The organism is Sphingomonas radicis, from assembly GCF_051400635.1.
In the GTDB taxonomy this organism is placed as follows: Bacteria; Pseudomonadota; Alphaproteobacteria; order Sphingomonadales; family Sphingomonadaceae; genus Sphingomonas.
In genome coordinates this window covers 334896-356835 of sequence record NZ_JBLFFG010000003.1, presented here as the reverse complement: position 1 = coordinate 356835, position 21940 = coordinate 334896, and the positions used below count along the sequence as shown (strand labels likewise).

The following is a 21940-nucleotide window of genomic DNA, read 5'->3' as shown; positions in this document are numbered from 1 at the left end:
GACTTGGTTGACGGCAGGGGCGCCCCCCTTGCAAAGCAGAATGCATGAAGCGTCATACAGGCCAGGATCGCAGCGTAACCCGCAACTGGAAGCCCGCCACCCAGGCAGTGCGCGGAGGCACCGCGCGCTCCGAATGGGGCGAGACGAGCGAGGCGATCTTCCTCACCTCCGGCTATGCCTATGATTGCGCGGGCGACGCCGCCGCGCGCTTCGCCGGCGAACAGCAGGGCATGACCTACTCGCGGCTGCAGAACCCGACGGTCGAGATGCTCGAAGAACGGATCGCGCTTCTCGAAGGCGCCGAAGCCTGCCGCACGATGGCGACCGGCATGGCCGCGATGACTGCGGCGATCCTGTGCCAGGTGGGCGCGGGCGACCATATCGTTCAGGGGCGCGCCGCCTTTGGTTCGTGCCGCTGGCTGACCGACACGCTGCTGCCGCGCTTCGGCGTGGAGACCACGGTGATCGACGCACGCGATCCGCAGCAGTTCGAGGATGCGGTGCGGCCGAACACCAAGGTCTTTTTCTTCGAGACCCCGGCCAACCCGACGATGGACGTGGTGGATCTGGAAGCCGTGTGCGGCATCGCCCGCAGGCACGGCATCGTCAGCGTGGTCGACAATGCCTTTGCCACTCCGGCGCTGCAGCGGCCGATGGAGTTCGGCGCGGACGTCGTCGCCTATTCGGCGACCAAGATGATGGACGGGCAGGGGCGTGTGCTGGCGGGTGCAGTGGCGGGATCCGAGGACTTCATCAACAACGTTCTGCTGCCCTTCACGCGCAACACCGGGCCGACGCTGAGCGCATTCAACGCCTGGGTGGTGCTCAAGGGGATGGAGACGCTCGACCTGCGCATCCGCCGCCAGAGCGAGAATGCGCTGAAGGTCGGCCGCTTCCTCGAAGGCCGGGTGCCCCGGATGAACTTCCCGGCGCTGCCAAGCCATCCCCAGCACAATCTCTTCATGCGGCAGATGTCCGACGCGGGATCGATCTTCTCGTTCGAGGTCGAAGACCGCGCCCAGGCGCACGGGCTGCTCGACGGGCTCGAACTGATCGACATCTCTAACAACATCGGCGACTCGCGTTCGCTGATGACGCATCCCTCATCGACGACGCATTCGGGTCTGGCGGAGGAGAAGCGCCTCGAAATGGGCGTTACCGAAGGCATGGTGCGGATCAACGTCGGGCTGGAAGATGCCGAAGACCTGATCGCAGACCTCGACCAGGCATTGCGAGGCGTCGGGCTGTGATCATGAAGGGACTGTTCACCGACGAAGCCGAGACTCGCGGCATCGTGGTGCGCGTCTCGGTTTCCTATCTGCCCGAACAGTCCGAGCCGCACCGCGGCCGCTGGTTCTGGGCCTATCATATCCGCATCGAGAATGAATCCGCGGTGGCCGTGCAACTCCTCACCCGGCACTGGATCATCACCGACGGGCGCGGCGTGCGCCATTCGGTGGAGGGCGAGGGCGTGGTGGGCGAGCAGCCGATGATCGATCCGGGTGCGAGCTTCGACTATGTCTCGGGCTGCCCGCTTTCGACGCCGACGGGTTCGATGCAGGGAAACTATCATATGATCGCAGAGGATGGCGCCGCTTTCGACGTCGCGATTCCCAAGTTCGCACTGGTCGCGCCTGCAGTGACGGGGGATTTGTGAAGCGTACCCACCTTCCCCTGAACGGTCTTCGCGTGCTCGACGCGGCGGCGCGGCACTTGTCGTTCACGCGCGCGGCGGACGAGCTGGCGGTGACTCCGGCTGCGGTCGGTCAGCAGATCCGTGCGCTGGAGGATACGTTGGGCGTGGTGCTGTTCCGCCGCACGACCAAGGGGCTCGAGCTCACGCCCGAGGCAGAGGCGGGGCTGGTGGCGCTGCGCGCGGGTTTCCTCCAGTTCGAGGAATCGGTGCGCGCGATGCAGGCGGGGCAATCGTCCAAGTCGCTGACGATCGCGGCGCCGCGCGACCTCACCGCCAAATGGCTGATGCCGCGGCTGGCCGAGATCGCGCGCAACGACGGCGAACTGCGCTTCATGCTGGTGCCGGCCGACGAGGCGATCGACTTCACCGAGGCGAATCTGGACCTGGCGATCCGCTGGGGTGAGGGCCCCGGCGAGCATGAGGGCGAGGCGATCGAGAGCGACGGCATGGTGACGGTCGAGCGGCCGGGCGGCGGGGCGGACACGCCGATCGCTTGGACGGGCTGCCGCGCGGAGGACGCGACTTCGCTGGTGCGTGTCGCCGATGCGGGGCTCGCGCTCGATGCTGCGGCCGAAGGGCTGGGCCGCGCCACCGTGCCCGAGTTGCTCGCGCGCGGCGACATCGCGGCGGGCCGGGTGATCGTGATCGGCGAGGCCGAATCGTCTCGCCTGGGCTATTGGATGGTCGCGCCGCTGCCGCAATGGCGGCAGAAGAAGGTCCGCGCGCTGGTCGACGCGCTGGCGAGCTGAGCCCCGCACCCGACATGACACGGCCCAATCTCAAGGATCCGGCGGAGCGCGCCGCCTATCAGCGCGAGCTGGCAGGGGTGGCGCGCCGACTGCGGCTTTCCGGTCTCTTCATCGCGCTCGCCGGAGCGGTGCTGGTGGTGCTCGCGCGCCGCGCGCTGCTGCCGCTGCCCTTGTGGGGTGCGGCGATCGTGCTCGGCCTCGGCATGATGCTGATGATCACCGCCATCGCCACGCGCAGCCGCTACCACCGGCTGCGGATGGCGGAGGAGGATTGAGACGGGTGGACATTCTAATCGCCCTCTCTGAAGCAAGGGGGAGAGCGAAGCTGAAGCCCGCCCAGGTCGCGAGCCAGTTTTGACTCTTTTCGCGGAAACGCGTTCGATCTCGTAACATTATTGCGCGTGCGGCACGCTGTTCCAGGACGATGTCAAAGAGCGGGGCCGGGCGCAGAGCCAAGCAGGCGAAATCCTACATTGCAAGGGGCACGGTCCCATGAAGCGGCGGCAGGCAGGATCAGCGAGAGGCGATGGCCAGGATATCGACCAGCACAGAAGCGGCTCCGATCGCGAAGAGAATTCCGCCGACGATACCGCCCGCCAGCGATACGCCGCCGGCAGCTGCGATCTCCGTCATCCCGCCGCCGGTTTCCTTGATCTGCGCAATTTTCCGCACCGCGTCCTGAACTACGACCGACTTCGCCATGGCTGCGAGAACGATCATCACGCCCAGCAGACTGGGTGCGCGATCGAGAAACAGCGCGAAGCCGAGAGGGACCAGCAGCAGGACTGCGCCGATCGCCCACTGCCTGCGATACAGGAACCAAGCGAACCCGAAGATCAGCGCGGGCCAGCACCAGCTCCAGGCGACGCCGGTACCTGAGAGCAGAAACTTTTCGCGCGTCCGTTCCCATGCCGGCCGGAAGCGCTGGGCGTTGGGCCCGAGATAGGCGGCGACCTCTTCCCATTCGCTTTCCTGCCAAATGCGGGCATTGCGCTCACGCCTCGTCTCGCTCATGCGTCGATGACTTCCTCGTCGAGCCGCGCCGCATTTTCCTGGTTCTCGGCATGCGCGAGCAAGGCTTCGATGTCCTCCCTGGGAGGGCAGCGCCTAGCAAGGCACGCTTCCAGACATTCTTCGCTGTCCGCAAGTGAAACGCCGGTCACGACGATGGTCGTGCTCTCGTTCTGGTCCTGCGGGGCGGCGGAAGCGCGGGGAGTGCCGCCAACAGCAACAAGATTCTGCGCATCTCTGCACTCCTTGGTCATGCCCCTAGAAGATCAGAATCCATAGCGAACCGCAACAATACTCTGGTTTGTACCTAGGCCCAGTAACTCGACCACACATGGCGAAGCCGCATCAGCGCTTCCATGTAGAAATAGTCGCCCCAAATGCAGGCTTCATCCACTCCGGCGCCGTTCGGCATGTGATACACCGCGTGAAGGAGCAGCGCATTGGACCCTTCCACAGGGGCCAGATAGTTGGCGCCGAGCTCCTTGGCGATCCGCCATGCCCAGTTCGCGAAGATATCGCGGCGCGAGTCTGACAGGGGCAAGGCCCTGGCGAGCTCGATCAGCCCGCAGGCGGCGATGGCGGCTGCCGAGCTGTCGCGCGGCGTCGTGTCGTCGGTGAAGATCAAATCCCAGCAGCAGATGCCGTCACTGGGCAAGCGGTTCAGGAAATAGCTGGCCAGGCGTGCAGCCAGCTCCACATGCTCGGGATCGCCGGTGTGCAGACCGCCGAGAGCAAAGCCATAGATGCCCCAGGCCTGTCCGCGCGCCCAGCAACTGTCGTCCGAATAGCCCTGATGCGTGCTGCCGAAGCGCGGGCGTCCGGAGGCGGTGTCGATGTAGAAGGTGTGATAGGTGGAGGCATCGGGGCGCACGAGATAGCGCGCGGCCTGCCGGAGATGGCGCGTTGCGGCGTCGGCATAGGTCCGATCGCCCGTCTCCCGCCCTGCCCAGAAGAGCAAGGGGAGGTTCAAGTTGCAGTCGATGATCATCCTGCCGCGCTGGGCGGGATCGCGCATGTCTCCCCAGGCCTGGATCACCTCGGCAGTGGGATCGAAGCGGCGGAGGAGCAGCTTTGCCGCCTCCAACCCTGCAGCGCGCCCGGCTTCGTCTCCGGTGAGCCGGTACGCGGCACAGGCCGACAGCGTGTAGAGGAAGCCAAGATCATGGTGGTCGACATGCACGCGCCGCTTGATCCGGTCGGCGAACGAAATGACGTTCTGCTGCGCTGCCACCTTGTAGCGATCCTGCCGCGTGAGCTCCCAACCGAGCCAGAGCATCCCGGTCCAGAACCCGTTGGTCCATTCGACGTTGTCGATGGGCGAATAGGTGCCGCTCTCGCTCGACGGCGCAGGGAAATGGTCGGAGAATTGCGGCATCGTGCGCTCGAGGCGCACCAGCGCGGCCGCAATCAGCCGGTCCAGTTCTTCGGCAGTCGGGGGGCTGGTCTGGAACGGCGGTATCGGCTCCTTCGCAATGTCGCTCATCGATCGATCGCTCCGAGGGGTTGGACATCATTTCCGCCTGGAGGATCCAGAGGAGCGACACTTGGTGGTGGATCGCTGCGTGTCGTGCCGATCTCAGCCGGCGTGGGCGACAGCGCGAACCAGGAGGCTGCCCAGAACACGAGGGCGAGCCCGGCGATCAGGAAATAGGTGTTCTGGAAGCCGATGAGGTCATAGCTCATGCCGGCAAGCGGGGAGAGGATCGCAAGGCCGAGCGAATGTCCGAAGCTGACGCCGACCATGTACACGGTCGAGGCGTGCCGCGGCTCGAAATGAAAGGCGATGTAGCGGAAGAGTGATACGGCCAAAATCGGGAGCTCGACAGCGTGCAGCATCTTGCAGGCGGAGATCGTCAGCGGTCCGGTGGCGATTCCGGATGCGGCGATGCGCACGATCATGATCGCAGTCGCGAGCAGGAGGCCGTGAGTCGCGCCGATGCGGCGGACCAGAAGCGGGGCGACGAACATGCCCCCTGCCTCGACGAAGATCTGCGCGGAATTGAGATAGCCGAACATCGCGTTGCCGGCTTCGCGCGTGGGGAACAGCGACGAGAAATAGAAGGGGAATTGCTGGTCGTAGACGAGGTAGAGGTTGGTCACGCCCAGGATGAGCACCATGAAGGCCCAGAACTTCGGCTGCACCAGGAGAGCCGCCGAATCCCGTGGCGTGAGCCGATCGGCCGCCGCTTGCTGCGTCGAATCGGGTTCGATCCGGGCGAAGGCGAGGATGGGCAGCAGGAGGAGACCGGCAACGCTCGCGAGATAGAAATTTATACCCGGATCGAGATTGTAGAGCCGGCCGGAGAATACCGCAGCGCTGGCGAAGCCGAGCGACCCCCACAGACGGACCCGGCTGTATTCGAAGCCATATTTGCGGCCGACCCGATCGACATAGCTTTCGAGCGCATAGCTGCCCGCAATGAAGGTGAAGCCGAGATAGATTCCGCCGACGACCGCTCCGACAACGATGTTCCAGCGCAACAGGGGAGCGTAGAGGAAGCTGAAGAACAGGCCGGACAGAAGGACGAGAACAGCGATGCCCGCCGGCACGACCTTCCGGAAGCCCATCCGATCGGAGAGATAGCCGTAGATCGGCTGGGCGCACATCGCGCCGATGAAATTGGCGGAGAATACGGTGCCGGTCTCGATGCCGTTCAGCCCTAGCGACTGGGTGAGCCAGATCGACAGCAGCGACATCGCCATCGCCTGGGCGAAAAAGAAGCAGAAAATGAACGCGCTCAGCGCGGCATAATTGCGCCGTGTCTCGGACACTCGCTGGCCCTCTCACCTGTTATCGATATCACACTAGGCCGTTTTGGGACAGATTGGCAAGCGAGTGTGGATTGACGGAAAGGGAAATTCTGTTACCGATACCAGAAGGCATTGGTGCCGCACATGCATCTTAGCTGAAAGCGTGCAGAATCGAAATGGCGGAGCAGGATGGGTCTGAGGGCGGCAATGGGCCGAAGCGCAACATCTTCACGATCCATGACGTAGCCCGCCACGCCGGTGTCTCTTCGATGACCGTATCGAGAGTCATCAATGGCGCGAAATACGTAAGCAAGGAGATGAAGGAGAAGGTCAACGCTTCGATCGAGGCGTTGAGCTATTCGCCCAATCTCACCGCGCGCAGCCTCAAGAGCGATGTCAGGATCGGCGCGCTCTACAGCAATCCGAGCTCGTCGAATCTCGGCGCCTTCCTGATGGGAGCATTCCGCCAGAGCGGCGCAAGTGGCTGCCAGTTCATGATCGAACCGGGCGTGACCGAAGAAGAGGCCCTGCTGGGCCTGGACCGGCTCATCGAGGCCGGCGTCGGCGGCGTTATTCTCCCGCCGCCCTTATGTGATTCCCCGCTGGTGCTGGAAAAGGCCAGTGCCGCTGGCGTGCTGGCGCTCGCCTTTGCCACCGCGGTTCCGCGCGACGGTGTCTCGGCGATCGTCGTCGACGACTACAAGGGCGCGTTCGACATGACGCGCCATCTGATCGCGATAGGGCACCGTGCGATCGGGTTCATCCAGGGCGATCCGAAACATTCGCCTTCGCAGCGCCGCGAGCAAGGCTATAGGGCGGCGCTCGCCGGAGCGGGCGTCAGGATAGACCCGGCGTGGGTGGCTCCGGGGCTTTTCACCTATAGATCGGGGCTCGATGCCGCGCGACAGCTGCTCTCCCTGTCGCCCCGGCCGACGGCGATCTTTGCGAGCAACGACGATATGGCGGCCGCGGTATCCGCGGTGGCGCAAGGCATGGGCATGGCGATCCCGCGAGATCTGAGCGTCGCGGGTTTCGACGATGCGCCGGTGGCGTCCACCGTCTGGCCGGAGCTCACGACGATCCGCCAGCCGATCGGGGACATGGCCGGGACTGCCGTGGCGATGCTGACCGAGCAGGTTCGCCTCGCTCGCAGCGGCGGTACCGTCTCTGCTCAGCATGTGCGGGAGATGCTTACGCTCGTCGAGCGCAATTCGACCGGCCCTGCTCCCGGGAGCGAAGGGTGAGCGATAACCCGGGGGCGGCCGCACCTTTGGTGGGCGCCATCGAGGCCGGCGGAACGAAGTTCGTTTGTGCCGTCGGAAATCCCGGAAGCGGCCCGATTGAATCCGTCACGCTGCCCACGCGGGATCCGGACAGCACGTTCGAGGACGTCGCTGCCTTCTTCCGCGCCATGGAGCGGCACGGAAGGCTTGGCGCGATCGGCATCGGTAGCTTTGGCCCGCTCGATCTCGAGCCGGGCTCCGTCACCTATGGCCAGATCCTCCGCACTCCGAAGCCGGGGTGGGCGGGTGTCGATCTGATCGGCCGCGCGCGCCGGATCGCGGATGTTTCGATCGTGCTCGATACGGACGTCAATGCGGCAGCACTGGCGGAGAGCGCAGCGGCGGGGCCGGGGATACGCAGTCTTGCCTATGTGACGGTCGGCACCGGCATCGGCGTAGGGCTGGTGATCGATGGGACGCCGATCCACGGGCTCGGTCACCCGGAGGCCGGGCACATGCTGATCCGCCGCCATCCCGCGCATGAAGGCTTCGGCGGCATCTGCCCTTTCCACGGGGACTGTCTGGAAGGTCTGGCCAGCGGCCCTGCCATCGAAGCGGCATGGCGCATGCCGGCTTCAGCCATCCCTGCCGGACACCCCCATTGGGAGGTGCAGGCCTGGTATCTCGCGCAGCTGTGCGCGACTCTGCTCCTCACGGTAGCGCCCGGCCGCATCATCCTGGGCGGCGGCGTGATGAATCAGCACCAGCTGTTCGGGGCGGTCAGGCTACTGACGTTGGATATTCTCGGCGGCTATCTCACGTCGGTGACCGAGGCGAGCATCCATGCGTTGATCGGCCCGCCACAATGCAGCGAACCGCCCGGGCTTCTCGGCGCGTTGTTGCTGGGCGAGCGCGTGGCGCCGCCGAGAGGCTGAACGCTCTCCACCGGGCATTCGCTCGCTGCTCGCTGCTTTCCGTCGCCAGGTCATTCTGCTCGCGCCAGCGATCCCCACAGGCTTGCTGTGTCGGCGCGGCAACATATTACCGCAAAAGTCCGACTTATTAACGATGGCCTCCGCGGGGCTCTTGTCAACGGTATATGTGATCGGTAACAGAACATCTGCTACCGATAACAGATCAGCGATCGGGCGAACCGATGCGCTGGCGGCGGGAGATTTTCGCGCGTCTCAGAACGCAGGAAGAAGGAGGGGATATGAATACGACGTCCAGGATTGCAGTCGCGCTGCTTTGCACCACCGCCGCTATTCCGGCCTGGGCGCAGGATGCTGCGCCTCAAGCTGCAACAGAGCAGCGGCAAAGCACCGAAGACGAGGAGATCGTCGTCAGCGGCATCCGCGAAAGCCTCCAGTCCTCTGCGCAGCGCAAGAAGAACACCAATGAGGTGATGGACACCATCAGCGCCGACGACATCGGCAAGCTGCCCGACAACAATGTCGCGGCGACGCTCTCACGCGTGCCCGGGGTGCAGGCATACCGGTTCGGTGGCGAATCGGCTTCGCCGGTCGGCCAGGGCAGCGGCCTCACCATTCGCGGCCTCTCGGGCCAGACTTCGTCGCAAGTCGACGGCCGCGCCTACATCACGGCGGGCGGACGCGAGTTCAACGTCGAAGGCGCGAGCCCCGGCATGGTCGCCGGCATCGATGTCTACAAGAATCCCTCTGCAGAACATATCGAGGGTGGCATCGGCGGCCTCGTCAACATCCGCACGCGGCGCCCCCTGGACTTCAACGGGACAGTGGTTTCGGCGTCCGTCGGCGGCCGCTACAACGATCTCGGCAAAAAGGTCATGCCCGAGCTCTTCGCTTTGGGCTCCACGCGGTGGAACGTGGGCGATGGCGAGATGGGCCTGCTGCTGGCGGGCTCCTATTCGCGCAGCTTCAATCGTGGCGACAACAATCCAGCAGGCGGCGGCACGTCGATCCGTCGCCCGATCCATGGCGACAGCGCGGAATATGCGGCGCTCGGCTTGAACCCCGCCTATGCGGGGCGGGCGGACGTCGTCTACCTGGCCGATGTCGCCGACCCGCTCGCACTTCCCCCGGCGCAGAGGGAGAACCTGGTCTCCACGGTGACGGAAGCGCACAACGTTTTCCAGGAAGACTATCTGCGTACGCGCAAGGGGCTGAACGGGGCGTTCCAGTACAAGCCCACGCCCGATCTCGAATTCTATCTGGATGGGAACTACAACTTCTATCAATACCACCAGAACTACCGGTTCCTGAACATCACCAATTCCCGGTACGTGCAGGGCCTCACCACGACTCCGTTCGCGATCGACGAGGAACTGGCCAACCGGAACAGCAACGGCGGCACGAACGAGCTGCTTTCCGGCACCCGCTTCGCCACCGGTACATTCCTCAATTCAGGCGCGGTCACGATCGGCGGCGATGAGCGGAGCAATTACAGCACCTATCTGCTCGGTGGCGGCCTGAAGTGGCAGGTGACCGATCAGTTCGACGCCCATTTCGATTACTCCTATGTGCAGGCCGAACGTTCGCAGGACAATCGTTCGGTCACGTCCTCTGCGGCGGCCGGCCTGGGCTGGGACGTGTATCGCGACCTGACGACCCGCCCTGCGCAGCTCGAGATATCGGGTCCCGATCTGTCGAGCCCGGCAAGCTGGGTGCTCAACAACTATGCCAATGGCACCAATCAGCTGTGGGACGACAATGCGGCCGCCGCGGCGCTGGACCTGCGCTATCGGCCCGACAATTCCTTCATCAAGGCGCTGAAGGCGGGTTTCCGCTATTCGGTCCTCGAGAGCCGCTATCACAATTATTCCTTCAGCGGGCGTAACCTGACGACCGACGGGCTGGCGCTCACCCCCAGCCAGTCGAACGCGATCCCGGTGACGTCGGTGACGGACCTGTTCGAATATTCGCCGTCCAACTTCATGAATGGCGACATGGGCTATCGCGGCGGTTTCATCGTGTTCTCGCCCGACGCACTGCTAGGCGACAATGTCCGCTCGCGTTTCCCCCAGGCCGGGATCCTGCCGGAGGACGATCTGGCGGAGAACCTCCTCAACCGCCGATACATCCGCGAGCGCACCTATGCGGGCTATGCGGTCGCCGAGTTCGGCCTGCTGGAAGACAGGATCCTCGGCAATGTCGGCGTCCGCGCAGTGCGGTCGGAGGGCTTCGCCCGGGCGATGGTCAACACCCAGGCGTCGCCGACTTCGCCGATCGTGATCGTTCCCAACGAGGCGTCGTCGTCCCGCTGGGACGTTCTGCCCAGCGCCAACCTGTCGTGGCGCATCACGCCGGATACGATCCTGCGCCTGGGCTATGGCAAGGGCATTACCCGCGCCAACACGGACCAGCTCAATCCGTCGATCGCAGTGAACACCAGCACCGGCACGGGCACCCGCGGCAATCCCATGCTGGAGCCGCAGAAGGGGGATAATTTCGACATCTCGCTCGAGCATTATTTCTCGCCGGTGAACTATGCGGCGGTCGCCCTGTTCTACAAGGACATCAAGGGCTTCTTCAGCGGCATCTCCCAGTGCGAGACGGTGCCGACCTACCCGGCCTATTCGGGCGTGACGCCCAACAACTGCCCTGCCGGCCAGTATATGATCACGCAGACGGTCAACGCCGCGGACGGCTGGGCCAAGGGGGCAGAAATCTCGGCCCAGACCTTCTTCGATTACGGCTTCATGCCGAAGTTCCTGCACAGCTTCGGCGCCTCGGGCTCGTTCACTTATGTGGATACCAAGAACCCGCTGATCCTGAACGGAATCCTGACCGACACGCCGCAGCCGTTCACCTCCAAATACAATTGGACGGCATCGGGCTTCTACGAGGACGATTTCCTTTCGGCGCGCCTGGTCTACACCTATCGCTCCGAGGCGATCCTGTTCGGCGTCTCGCCGAACCCGATCGACGGCCGTTACATCCGCTCGTTCGGGCTGCTCGACGCTTCGATGTCGTTCAAGCTGACCCCTAATGTTTCGCTGTCGCTGACTGCCGAGAATCTCACCAACGTCGCCGCCGATCGGTTCGTCGGCGAGCCTGACCTGCGGACGGGCATCGAACGTCAGCATTTCGTGAACGGCCGCAACTACAGCGCGACGCTGCGGGTCCGTTTCGGAAACTGAGTCTGCCCCCGGACATCCTCGGGAGCGCCTCGGCGCTCCCGATTTTCTTCAGCTATTGTCACGCGGTGAGTTCAGGATGACGATGATGGCCGTGCGCGCAGGGAGGGGAGTAGTGTTTTCGCTGGCCCTGGCCTGGGCGATGCCGGCGGCCGCCCAGATGGCGGATGGCAAGCTGCACATCCACGAGTTTCCGCAGGGCAAGGCCTTCTGGTCGCACCTCAACGATGATTTCACGGTGCGGGTGCGCTCACCCGGCGGTGAGTGGCGCGATCTCTACGAATACATCGTCAGGATCGACTCCGATCGGCCGCAGAACGCTTCGATGGTGTTCTTCGACATCGGCGGACCGGTGGAGGTTGCGGTCAAGAAGAACAATGGCGACGTGCGCCGTGTCCAGGTGCGGCCGGATTCCGCGGGCGTGCAGGCGCGGCTTGCCGGAAACACCGTCTATTTCACGCTGCAGAAGCCTGCCAAGATTTCCGTCGAGTTCGACGGTGATCGGCTGAACAATCTGCATCTTTTCGCCAATCCGATGGAGACCGGACTGCCGATTTCGGGGCCGGACGTGATCTACTTCGGCCCGGGCGTGCACAGCCTTCCCGAGGGGCAGAAGAGCTTCAAGATTCCTTCGAACAAGACGGTCGTGATCTCGGGCGGCGCGCTGGTGCAAGGGATGATCGAGGTCCGCGAAGCGGAGAACGTCCGGATCGTCGGGCATGGCATCCTGGAGGGTGGGCAGGAAGGCGTCCTGGTGGCGCATTCCCGCAACGTCACGATCGACGGCCCGATCGTGCTGAACCCGAAGCACTATACGGTTCAATGCGGCCAATCGACGGGCGTGACGATCCGCGAGCTCAAGGCGTTCAGCGTCGGGAGCTGGACCGACGGCATCGACCTGATGAGCTGCTCGGACGTCGAGATCGACGGAGTGTTCCTGCGCAATTCGGACGATACGATCGCGATCTACGGCGGGCGTGGCGAATATCGCGGGGACGCGCGCAACTATCGGATCACCAATTCGATCCTGTGGGCGGACATCGCCCATCCGATCAATATCGGGCTGCACGGCACGCCGGGTGAATCGGAGGTGATCGAGAACATCAGCTTCCGCGATATCGACGTGCTGGGGCACGACGAGGACGACCGCGAATATCAAGGGGTGATGGCGATCACCGACGGCGACAACAATCGCGTGCGCAACATCCGCTTCGAGGACATTCGGATCGACGACATCCAGGAAGGAATGCTGTTCAACCTGCGAGTCGTCTTCAACGGGAGATACAGCCATGCGCCGGGCGGCGGCATCGAGGATGTCGTGATCCGGAACGTCCGCTTCAAAGGCGGTGACATCAACCGCCCGGTCATCTCGGGCCACTCCGAGAACCGCCGGGTCCGCCGCGTGACCATCGAAAATGTCACGGTCGCCGGAAAACGATTGAAACGCTCCGACATCGCCGTGGGGCCGTTTGTCGATGATCTTGTCGTGCGGTGAATGCGCGCGGCTGCGGGCGATCGCGGCCGAGGCAATGGGGAGACCTGAGTCCATGTTCAACCGCTCGCTCGATCGCCGGATGGTGCTTCTGGGGGGATGCGCGACGCTCGCGTCGATGCCTGCTCTGGCTAAGTCTAAGGATGAGAAGGCGGGCGAGGCTGTCTCCCCGGACGGTGCGCTGCGTGTGCGCCTGGCGTTGGGAACCGCGGGCCCGGTCTGGAGCGTGCGGTGGCGCGATCGGACGATCCTGGCGCCCGGCGCGCTGGGGCTGGTCCTGTCGAACGGCCGTACCCTCGGCCCCGGCGCGCGGCTCCTGAATATCTCGCGTCAGACGATCTCGGGCGAGTGGACGCCGCCATTCGGCATCCGCACGCGCTATGATCAGGCATGCGACGAAGTGCGTTTCGACCTGGCCGATCCCGCGACAGGCGTGAAGTTCAGCGTTCTGGCTCGCGCATATGACCATGGTTGCGCGCTGCGCTACCTGCTGGTCGATGCCGGCAAGGTGGGCCGCCTGACATTGGCGGGCGAGGCGACACGATTCCAGCTGCCCCGGGGTGCCAAGCTCTACGCCAGCCGCGACGAGGGCGAATATCAGGTCACGCCGGCCTCAGGCCTGAACCCGGCGCCGCATCCGGACCTGACGGCCAGCTCGGACACGGGGCCTCTCGCCGATCTGCCCGTCACTGCGCTGCTGGACGGCGCCGCGGTGCTGATCACCGAATCCGACCGCCTGCACTACCCGCGTGCCATGCTGCGTTCCGCCCCGGACTCGGCCGATGGCCTTGCCGTCCATCTGATGCACTATCCCGCGCGCGCCACAGGCTATTCCGGTCCGGGCGACACCCCGCCCGAGCCCAGCTTCACCCTGGCTTCCGGACAGGCGACGCCGTGGCGGGCGCTGATCGTGGGGCCGGACGAGGCGTCGCTTCTGGAACGCGCAGACCTGATCCCGACTCTGGCGACACCCAATCAGCTCGGCGACGTGCGCTGGGTTCGCCCGGGCCGCGCCATCCGCGTCCGGAAGCCCTATTCGACCGAAGGCGCGCTGAAGGTGATCGACTTCGCCGAGCGCCGGACGCTCGAATATATCGAGTTCGACGCGCACTGGTATGGCGACGGCACCGATCCCAGCGATGCCTCGCGCCCGATTGCCGGCCTCGACATGCAGAAGGTCATCGATACGGCCAAGGGGAGGGGTATCGGCGTCATCCTCTACGTAGATCGCGTGCCTGCGATGCGCCAGCGCGACGAAATACTGGCGACCTATCGCGCCTGGGGCGTGGCCGGGATCAAGTTCGGTTTCGTCTGGGAGGGGCGCCAGAGCGATAACGATTTCATCTACGATCTGGTCAAGGCCTGCGGCGAGCACCGGCTGCTGGTCAATCTGCACGACAATCTCCGGCCGGCCGGGCTGGAGCGGACCTTGCCCAATTACGTCGCGCTGGAAGGCGTGCGGGGCAACGAGCAGTTCCCGACCGCCACGCACAATGTGACTCTGCCGTTCACGCGCGCCATCGCCGGTCCGATCGATTACACGATATGTTACGCCAACGAGAAGAACCGGACCACCAACGCGCACCAGCTGGCGATGGCGGCGGTTTACTATAACCCGCTCACCTTCCTCTACTGGTACGATACGCCCGAGAAATATGCCGGCCGCGAATGGCCGGAGCTGCGGTGGTTCGACGAATGCCCGACCACATGGGACGAGACCAGGGTGCTGGCCGGCAAGATCGGTGAATATGTCGTGGTTGCGCGCCGCCACGGCCAGCGCTGGTTCCTGGGCGCCATGACCAACGAGCGCGCGCGCGAGCTGAAGATCCCGCTCGACTTCCTGGGGGCCGGCAAGCGCAGGGCGAGCATCTTCGCCGACGGCGAGCCCGGCGAGCAGCCGATGCGCACGCCGGTGGTGATCCGCGAAGCGATGCTGGACGGAACGGAAACCCTGACGCTCGATCTCAAGCCGAGCGGCGGCCAGGCGATCCTGTTCGAGGCGGCGGAGCAGATGTCCTAGGGCGGGTGTCCGGGTGCGTCCTCTTCCCGGTTCCTATGATTTTACTAGTGAAATGAAATTCTACGAGTGATACCCCTTCACTATAAATCAGGGGAGAGGATGAATGCCGAACGCGTCGCTGTTTCCCAGGACCAGCCGGCGAGGCGCGCTCGGTCTGTTCTCCGCAGGCGCCGCGCTCGCTGGCGGCGCGGTTCGCGCCGCACCAAGGGCTCGGCTCGACAATGTGCTTTGGTACGAGAGCCCGGCCAAGGAGTGGACCGAAGCCTTGCCGGTTGGCAACGGCAGGATCGGCGCGATGGTGTTCGGCGGAATTGCCAGCGAGAGAATCCAGCTCAACGAGGACACGCTTTGGGCGGGGGCGCCCTATGACCCCGTCAATCCTCGCGCGAAGTCGAGCATGGAGCAGCTGCGCAAGCTGATCTTCGACGGCAGATATGCCGAGGCCGAGGCGTTCGCCGACGCCAATGTCATGGCCAAGCCGTTGCGCCAGGCACCATTCCAGACGATCGGAAGCCTGATCCTTTCGATGGACGGAATCGGTGACGCTGTGGCGGAGCGATACCGGCGCTCGCTCGACATCGATGCTGCAGTGGCGGAAACCGAGTTCACGATCGGCGGCACCATCTATCGGCGCCGCGTCGTCGCGTCGCCGGTCGATCAAGTCATTGCGGTTCATCTGTCAGCGAATCGCCGGAAGGCGATCAGCTGCCGCATCGGCTTCACATCGCCGCTCGAGGAGTGGAAGGCGGCTGTGGAAGCCGACGACACGCTGCTTCTCGCCGGGCGCAACGATGCGCATGGCGATATTGCGGGCGCGTTGCGGTTCGAAGCGCGGCTTCATGCTCGCGCGAAGGGCGGCCGAGTCTTTCAGGCTGGGCAGGAGCTCGCAGTCGAGGGTGCCGACGAGATCACGCTGCTGATCGCGATGGCGACCAGCTACCGCCGCTTCGACGACGTGAGCGGCGACCCTGCCGCCATCACCCGGGCGCAGATTGCAAAGGCGTCCCCGCGCAGCTTCGCCGCGATCGCCGCGGCTACTGCCGCCGAGCACCGGCGCCTGTTCCGCCGTGTCACGATCGATCTGGGTTCCACCGCCGCGGCCGAGCTGCCCACCAATGTGCGGATCCGCCAGTCCGAGACCGTCCAGGATCCCGCGCTCGCCGCGCTCTATTTCCAATATGGACGCTACCTGCTGATCTGCTCGTCGCGGCCCGGCAGCCAGCCCGCCAATCTGCAGGGCATCTGGAACGACAAGGTCAACCCGCCCTGGGGCAGCAAATACACGATCAATATCAACACCGAGATGAACTATTGGCCGGCGGAACCGACCAATCTTCCCGAGTGCGTCGAGCCGCTGATCCGGATGGTGCGGGAGATAGCGATCACCGGCGCACAAACCGCGCGTGAGATGTATGGCGCGCGGGGCTGGGTCTGCCACCACAATACCGACCTGTGGCGCGCCACCGCCCCGATCGATGGTGCAAAATGGGGACTCTGGCCGACCGGAGGCGCGTGGCTGTGCACGCACCTTTGGGAACATTACGAGTATAACCCTGAAAGGGCTTATCTCGCATCGATCTATCCCATTCTGAAGGGCGCCACCCAGTTCTTCCTCGATACGCTGCAGACTGATTCCAAGACCGGACGGCTGGTGACGAATCCCTCGATCTCGCCCGAAAACGTCCACGGCCATGGCTCTTCGCTGATCCATGGGCCGACCATGGACATGCAGATACTGCGCGACTTGTTCGGCCAGACCGTCGCTGCCGCGAACATTCTGGCCGAGGACGCGAGCTTTGCCGCCGAAGTTACCGCGGCGCGCGATCGACTGCTGCCGATGCGGATCGGCGGGCAAGGGCAGCTCCAGGAATGGCCGGAGGATTGGGATGCCGGTGCCAAGGATCTTCACCATCGGCACGTGTCGCACCTCTATGGTCTCTATCCGAGCTGGCAGATCGACATGGACAATACGCCCGAGCTGGCGGCCGCCGCCCGGCGGACGCTGGAGATACGCGGCGACAAGGCGACCGGCTGGGCGACCGCATGGCGGATCAATCTCTGGGCGCGCCTTAGACAGGGCAACCGCGCGCATTCGATCCTGCGCTTCCTGCTGGGTCCCGAGCGAACCTACCCAAACATGTTCGACGCGCATCCGCCGTTCCAGATCGACGGCAATTTCGGCGGCGCCGCAGGGATCGTCGAAATGCTCCTCCAAAATCATGGCGAAGTGATCCATCTGCTTCCGGCGCTCCCTGAGGCGTGGCCCTCCGGATCGGTGACGGGGCTGCGGACCCGCGGCGGTTGCCTGGTGGACCTGAGCTGGCGCAACGGGCGGCTGGAAACGGCCCGGATCCGCGGCGGCATCGCCGGGCGGCGGATCGTGCGTCTGGGGGAAGCCCGGCGCGAAATCCGGATCCGGCCGGGCCGTGAGGTTCGCCTCAGAAGCCGCGATTTCGCGCGCGGGTGATCCGTAAGGGGAGGGACGCTAGGCGTGCACCTCTTCAACGGCTTCGGACCAGCCGAGGCCGTTGGAGACCCGGCGCGCGGCGCTCCGCAACAGCTGCCGCGTTTCCTCCAAGTCGGTCTTCTGCGATCCATCGATGGTGATCAGGAACGGCACCGTGAGCGCCGCCACGACCTGGCCGTCGAACCCGAAGACCGGATAGCTCATGTCGGTCACGCCGGCCGTCCGGGCACTGGGCTGCATCTCATAGCCTTGCATCCGGACCACCCCGAGCCGCTCTTCGAGCCGATCGAGAGGAAGGCTTGCCGGCCGAGGCAGCGAAGCAAGCAGGCTCGCGCGGTGTTCCTCTGCGGCGAAGGCCAGCAGCACATGCCCCGAGCAGCTCGTGATGAGATCGACGCTCGCGCCGAGCCGCATGCCGAACCCGACCGGCCCGATGTTCTCCTGCCGCTGGACCACCATTCCGCGTCCGTCGCCCCGCACGACCAAATGGCAGGACTGATTCGTCTGAATGGAGAGATCGTGCATGATCGATGCCGCGACCTGGGTGAGTTCCTGCGCCGGCGTTGCCCGGAACGCGACGTCGAGCACCTTGAACGTCACTCGAAACTTGTCGTTATCGGGGTCGCGATGCAGCCATCCGCGGCGCTCCATCACGATGATCACGCGAAAGACTTCGCTGATCGAGCGGCCCAGGCGCTGTGCGATCTCGCTTATCGAAAGGCCGGCGGCGTTGGAGGCAAGCAGCTCGAGAATGTCGATGCTCTTCTCGAGCGCGGGGGCTGAATAGCTCCTCCCTTTATTTTCGTCGCGCGCCATGTCCGCGTTGACGCCCCCTTTCATGCCTATCCTCTATCGCGCCGGGGCCAATGTGACAACGCGCTCCAGGCTTGTGCTCCTCCGTAAGTACAAGTAAATTCTACTGGTGAAAGTTATGCCGCGTCTTCCTTCGCTGATGCTGCTTGGTCCAGCGCCGAGATGATGCAGGTCGTCGTCTGTGCCGAGCCGGGGGTTCTGATTCGTGAGAAGCGCGCCCGGCCCGTCCGCGCCCCAGGGCAGGTGCTGATCCGTGTTCGGCGGGTCGGAATGTGCGGGACGGACTTCCATATCTTCCGCGGCACCCAGCCCTATCTCACCTATCCCCGGATCATCGGGCACGAGCTCGCGGGAGAAGTGGTCGAGGCCGATGAAGGGGGGCGGTTCGCGCCGGGCGCCGTCGTCTGCATCATGCCCTATCTCTCCTGCGGCAGCTGCGTGGCGTGCAGGAAAGGGAAGACCAACTGCTGCGCGCGCATGGAAGTGCTCGGCGTCCACCGCGACGGCGGCCTCGCGGAATATGTCGCGGTCGACGCGCGCTTCGTGGTCGGCGCGGACGGGCTGACTCTCGATCAAGCCGCGATGGTGGAGTTCCTGTCGATCGGCTTTCATGCCGTCGAAAGGGCATCGGTCGGCGAAGGCCAGAAAGTGCTCGTCGTCGGAGCGGGGCCGATCGGCATGGCGGCAACGCTCTTCGCCAGCCGCCGCGGCGCGGAAGTGACTGTGCTCGACGGCAATCGCGATCGCGCGCGCTTCTGCGTCGACGCGCTCGGTGCGCGCAACCTGGTCAGCCTCGATGAGCCGGTGCATCGGCGCCTGGAGGAACTGAGCGGGGGCGACTGGTTCGATGCGGTGTTCGATGCGACCGGGAGCGCCGCTGCGATCGAAACCGGGTTCGGCTATGTCGCGCATGGCGGCAGCTATGTGCTCGTGTCGATCGTCGCATCCGACATCCGCTTCAGCGATCCCGAATTCCACAAGCGCGAGACCACGCTGCTCGGCAGCCGGAACGCGACGGTTTCGGATTTTGTCGCAGTGATCGACGCGATCCGTGAGGGCGGAATCCCAACCGCGGCGATGCACACCCATAGCGGCCGACTGGCGGAGTTGCCGGCGCTGATGAAGGACTGGATGGCACCGGGCAGCGGAGTGATCAAAGCGATCGTGAAGATCTGAGCGAGCACTGCTGAATTGCAGGTGTTGCGAATTGTTCGCAACTAGCCTATCCCGACCGACTGTCGGTCGGTGGAAAGGGTATAGTCATGCAGCGGGCTCCGGCAATCTCGGCGATCAACGAGGACTTGGCAGCGATCTTACCTTGTTTGCCCGCGACGCCGACGGTCGTGTTCGACTGCGTTCATGCGCATCAGCCAGAGCTGCGGCGTCCGTTGCTGGACGGAGTGACCTTCACTGCGGCAACGGGTGAGATCACGGCATTGGTGTGCGCGGCCTGGCCGACGCTTCATCATTGCGCGCGCGCCTTGCTTGGAACGCTGGAGCTCAGTGCGGGCAGCATCCTGCTGAAGGGTGCTGCTCTTGGCAGTGTCCCGATTGACAGGATGCGGGGTGCGATCGGCTGGGTTCCCAGCTTGACGGATTTGCAGGGGACCATCCTCGAGCGTCTTCGCGCCGCTTGTCCTGCCGCTGGGCAGATGGAGGTAGAACGAGCGGCGAGCCTGGCGTGCGTCCACGACGCGATCGTCCGGATGACGCGAGGATATGAGTCTCCGCTTGCGCATCCGTCGCTCTCGCCCGGCACCAGGCAGCGTATCGAAATCGCCGCGGCCGTTCTCGAGCGGAAGCCGGTGATACTGATCGATGAACCCGGACCAGAGCTCGCTGACGACGAGCGTGCGGCCTTGCTGATCGCGGTCGAGCGGCTGCGAGGCGACCACACTGTCGTCCTGCTCGCGAGAAGCATTGCGGGCACTCGTATCGCCAACTCGATCGTCGTGCTGGAGGACGGGCGCGTGTTCGAGGAAGGGCCGCCCGAGGCGTTGCTCGATTGGGGCGATCGATATGCGCAGCTGGTCCGGGCGCCTGGTGGGCTGCTTTGACGTCCTTGTCTCCACATTCGCGGGCGCTCCGCCTATGCGAAGGCATGACCGCAGCTGCTTCTCCGTCCGACGCCAAATCCACCGCGCTCGCCGCCCGGACCAAACCGGCCGACGTTCGGCGCGAGGAGCTGATGGACGCGGCCCAGGCCCTTTTCGTGCGCTCCGGCGTGGCGCGGACCAGCATCGACGAGATCGTCAGCGCCGCGGGGGTCTCGAAAGGGGGTTTCTATCATCATTTCGCGTCCAAGGACGAGCTGCTGGCAGCGATCCAGGACCGATTTGTCGCCGAATTCCTCGAAGTGATCGTGGCTGCCCAGGCTGCGGTCGAGCCGGTTGACTGGTTCCGGCGCGTCGATGCGATAGTTGCGGCGAGCGTTCGCGAGTTCTTCGCAAAGCTGCCCCTGCACGACGTGGTATTTCACGAATATCGGGCCGTCGACCGCCGCGAGATGAACGAGAATCTGGTCGTGGATTACTTCGAAGCCTTCCTCTGCGAAGGTCGGGAGGAAGGCGCCTGGAGCGTCGCGCGTCCCCGCCTCACCGCCATCATGCTGTTCCATGCGCTCCACGGCGCATGCGACGAGGCCGTGCTGGCGCCGGATGTGCTGAGCGAGGCCGAGGTGACCGAGGCCCTGCTGCAATTCTTCCGCCGCGTACTGGGTGCTACGTCAATCTGATTCCTCGAGCTCGACAGGGTCGCGGGCGGCGGCATCGGCTGCTTCCAATATGGCGCTTATCCGTGCAACCCGCGGCGTTGCCGGCGCGGGCTCCGGCCGCGGAACCTCGTCGCCGCGCACACGATACGCCGCCTCGACGAGTTCGCCGGGCAGTGGCTGAAGCGCGACGATCTCGACCAGGAACCGATCGGCGATCGGCCCGGTGACGGAAATCACTTCCTCACGCGTCATGGCGCAGGCTCCTCCATTCAGTTCCAGCTGCGGATGACGACTCCGTCGAGTTTGCCGCTCGTGCCGGTATGAAGCCGCGCCGGCGCAGGCCGGCGCTGTGGCAGTCTGGGTCAGTGGCGCGTGCCGCCGGTCCCGATCGGAATCCGCCGGCCGCGGCTCGCCTCCTGCGACCTCGGCATCCGGACGGTCAGCACGCCGTCGCGGAAATCGGCCTCGCACTTGGTGTCGTCGGCGCCGTCGGGCAGCGCGATCGAGCGCTCGAAGCGGCCATAATAGCGTTCCGACCAGCCGCGATCCTTGTCCTGATGCTCGCTCTTCCGCTCGCCGCGGAGCGTCAGGACGCCGTCGTGGACCGACAGATCGATGTCCTTCTCGTTGAGCCCCGGCAGTTCGGCGGTGACCGTCACTTGATCGTCGCTCTCCTTCACCTCCAGACTAGGCCAGCCGAGGCTGGTGCCGGCGAGCGCGCGGGCCCCGCCGAGCGCCGGCGCACGGAAGAAGCCGTCGAACAGCCGATCCATTTCGCGGCGAAGCTGGGTGAAGGGGCTTTGCTCCTCGTCGCGGAAGAGCGTGGGCGCCGGGTTCTCCTGCCCGCGCCACGGAATCAAATCACGCATTGCCATGATCCATCTCCTT

The 21940-nt window shown here is 64.8% G+C and carries 20 protein-coding genes; 13 read left to right on the top strand and 7 right to left on the bottom strand.

Going from position 1 to position 21940, the window contains the following annotated elements:
- The first annotated feature begins 44 nt into the window (after positions 1 to 44).
- From ACMGDH_RS14160 to ACMGDH_RS14145, 4 genes are read left to right on the top strand one after another with little or no spacing between them, the layout of a single operon-like run.
- Positions 45 to 1250 carry a trans-sulfuration enzyme family protein gene (locus ACMGDH_RS14160; protein ID WP_436828603.1) on the top strand — a complete coding sequence of 402 codons (1206 nt, stop codon included), beginning with the start codon at positions 45 to 47 and terminating at the stop codon, positions 1248 to 1250.
- Between the two features lie 2 nt (positions 1251 to 1252).
- On the top strand, positions 1253 to 1657 hold the full coding sequence (apaG, locus tag ACMGDH_RS14155; protein ID WP_436828602.1) for a Co2+/Mg2+ efflux facilitator ApaG/CorD: 405 nt from the start codon (positions 1253 to 1255) through the stop codon (positions 1655 to 1657).
- The gene (locus ACMGDH_RS14150) at positions 1654 to 2445 is read left to right on the top strand and encodes a LysR family transcriptional regulator (protein WP_436828601.1); all 792 of its coding nucleotides are present in this window, start codon (positions 1654 to 1656) and stop codon (positions 2443 to 2445) included. Before apaG ends, ACMGDH_RS14150 begins: the two co-directional genes overlap by 4 nt.
- 14 nt (positions 2446 to 2459) lie before the next feature.
- Positions 2460 to 2720: a hypothetical protein gene (locus ACMGDH_RS14145; RefSeq protein WP_436828600.1), complete on the top strand. Its 261-nt coding sequence runs from the start codon at positions 2460 to 2462 to the stop codon at positions 2718 to 2720.
- A 238-nt stretch (positions 2721 to 2958) separates the two neighbouring features.
- On the opposite strand, the gene ACMGDH_RS14140 is transcribed toward ACMGDH_RS14145, so the two are convergent.
- From ACMGDH_RS14140 to ACMGDH_RS14125, 4 genes are read right to left on the bottom strand one after another with little or no spacing between them, the layout of a single operon-like run.
- Positions 2959 to 3459, bottom strand: coding sequence for a hypothetical protein (locus tag ACMGDH_RS14140; RefSeq protein WP_436828599.1), 501 nt, complete (start codon positions 3457 to 3459; stop codon positions 2959 to 2961).
- Positions 3456 to 3710 carry a hypothetical protein gene (locus tag ACMGDH_RS14135; RefSeq protein ID WP_436828598.1) on the bottom strand — a complete coding sequence of 85 codons (255 nt, stop codon included), beginning with the start codon at positions 3708 to 3710 and terminating at the stop codon, positions 3456 to 3458. The genes ACMGDH_RS14140 and ACMGDH_RS14135 overlap by 4 nt, the downstream gene beginning before the upstream one ends.
- 53 nt (positions 3711 to 3763) lie before the next feature.
- Positions 3764 to 4939 (bottom strand): glycoside hydrolase family 88 protein, encoded by a 1176-nt coding sequence (locus tag ACMGDH_RS14130; protein ID WP_436828597.1) that lies wholly within the window; start codon positions 4937 to 4939, stop codon positions 3764 to 3766.
- On the bottom strand, positions 4936 to 6228 hold the full coding sequence (locus ACMGDH_RS14125; RefSeq protein ID WP_436828596.1) for an oligosaccharide MFS transporter: 1293 nt from the start codon (positions 6226 to 6228) through the stop codon (positions 4936 to 4938). Before ACMGDH_RS14125 ends, ACMGDH_RS14130 begins: the two co-directional genes overlap by 4 nt.
- A gap of 155 nt (positions 6229 to 6383) precedes the next feature.
- Here ACMGDH_RS14125 and ACMGDH_RS14120 point away from each other — a divergent pair, with 155 nt between their 5' ends.
- The 6 genes from ACMGDH_RS14120 (at position 6384) to ACMGDH_RS14095 (ending at position 17526) form a co-directional block, all read left to right on the top strand.
- Positions 6384 to 7451 (top strand): LacI family DNA-binding transcriptional regulator, encoded by a 1068-nt coding sequence (locus ACMGDH_RS14120; RefSeq protein ID WP_436828595.1) that lies wholly within the window; start codon positions 6384 to 6386, stop codon positions 7449 to 7451.
- Positions 7448 to 8365: an ROK family protein gene (locus tag ACMGDH_RS14115; protein WP_436828594.1), complete on the top strand. Its 918-nt coding sequence runs from the start codon at positions 7448 to 7450 to the stop codon at positions 8363 to 8365. The genes ACMGDH_RS14120 and ACMGDH_RS14115 overlap by 4 nt, the downstream gene beginning before the upstream one ends.
- Before the next feature lie 278 nt (positions 8366 to 8643).
- On the top strand, positions 8644 to 11550 hold the full coding sequence (locus tag ACMGDH_RS14110; protein ID WP_436828593.1) for a TonB-dependent receptor: 2907 nt from the start codon (positions 8644 to 8646) through the stop codon (positions 11548 to 11550).
- Positions 11551 to 11662: 112 nt separating this feature from the next.
- Positions 11663 to 13042, top strand: coding sequence for a glycosyl hydrolase family 28 protein (locus tag ACMGDH_RS14105; protein ID WP_436828592.1), 1380 nt, complete (start codon positions 11663 to 11665; stop codon positions 13040 to 13042).
- A 52-nt stretch (positions 13043 to 13094) separates the two neighbouring features.
- Positions 13095 to 15059, top strand: a complete 1965-nt coding sequence (locus tag ACMGDH_RS14100; protein WP_436828591.1) for a glycoside hydrolase family 97 protein — start codon at positions 13095 to 13097, stop codon at positions 15057 to 15059.
- 103 nt (positions 15060 to 15162) lie between these two features.
- Positions 15163 to 17526 (top strand): glycoside hydrolase family 95 protein, encoded by a 2364-nt coding sequence (locus ACMGDH_RS14095; RefSeq protein ID WP_436828590.1) that lies wholly within the window; start codon positions 15163 to 15165, stop codon positions 17524 to 17526.
- Positions 17527 to 17544: 18 nt separating this feature from the next.
- Here the strand turns inward: ACMGDH_RS14095 and ACMGDH_RS14090 are convergent, their stop codons facing one another.
- Positions 17545 to 18366 (bottom strand): IclR family transcriptional regulator, encoded by an 822-nt coding sequence (locus ACMGDH_RS14090; protein ID WP_436828589.1) that lies wholly within the window; start codon positions 18364 to 18366, stop codon positions 17545 to 17547.
- 135 nt (positions 18367 to 18501) lie between these two features.
- Here ACMGDH_RS14090 and ACMGDH_RS14085 point away from each other — a divergent pair, with 135 nt between their 5' ends.
- The 3 genes from ACMGDH_RS14085 (at position 18502) to ACMGDH_RS14075 (ending at position 21073) form a co-directional block, all read left to right on the top strand.
- Positions 18502 to 19515, top strand: coding sequence for a zinc-binding alcohol dehydrogenase family protein (locus tag ACMGDH_RS14085; protein ID WP_436828588.1), 1014 nt, complete (start codon positions 18502 to 18504; stop codon positions 19513 to 19515).
- A gap of 86 nt (positions 19516 to 19601) precedes the next feature.
- Positions 19602 to 20396, top strand: coding sequence for an ATP-binding cassette domain-containing protein (locus tag ACMGDH_RS14080; RefSeq protein ID WP_436828587.1), 795 nt, complete (start codon positions 19602 to 19604; stop codon positions 20394 to 20396).
- A 44-nt stretch (positions 20397 to 20440) separates the two neighbouring features.
- Positions 20441 to 21073 carry a TetR/AcrR family transcriptional regulator gene (locus tag ACMGDH_RS14075; RefSeq protein ID WP_436828586.1) on the top strand — a complete coding sequence of 211 codons (633 nt, stop codon included), beginning with the start codon at positions 20441 to 20443 and terminating at the stop codon, positions 21071 to 21073.
- Here ACMGDH_RS14075 and ACMGDH_RS14070 read toward each other — a convergent pair.
- Both ACMGDH_RS14070 and ACMGDH_RS14065 read right to left on the bottom strand, forming a co-directional pair.
- Positions 21065 to 21304, bottom strand: a complete 240-nt coding sequence (locus ACMGDH_RS14070) for a hypothetical protein (protein WP_436828585.1) — start codon at positions 21302 to 21304, stop codon at positions 21065 to 21067. The two genes, ACMGDH_RS14075 and ACMGDH_RS14070, sit on opposite strands and share 9 nt — an antisense overlap.
- A 110-nt stretch (positions 21305 to 21414) precedes the next feature.
- Positions 21415 to 21921, bottom strand: coding sequence for an Hsp20/alpha crystallin family protein (locus tag ACMGDH_RS14065; RefSeq protein ID WP_436828584.1), 507 nt, complete (start codon positions 21919 to 21921; stop codon positions 21415 to 21417).
- Positions 21922 to 21940 lie beyond the last annotated feature (19 nt).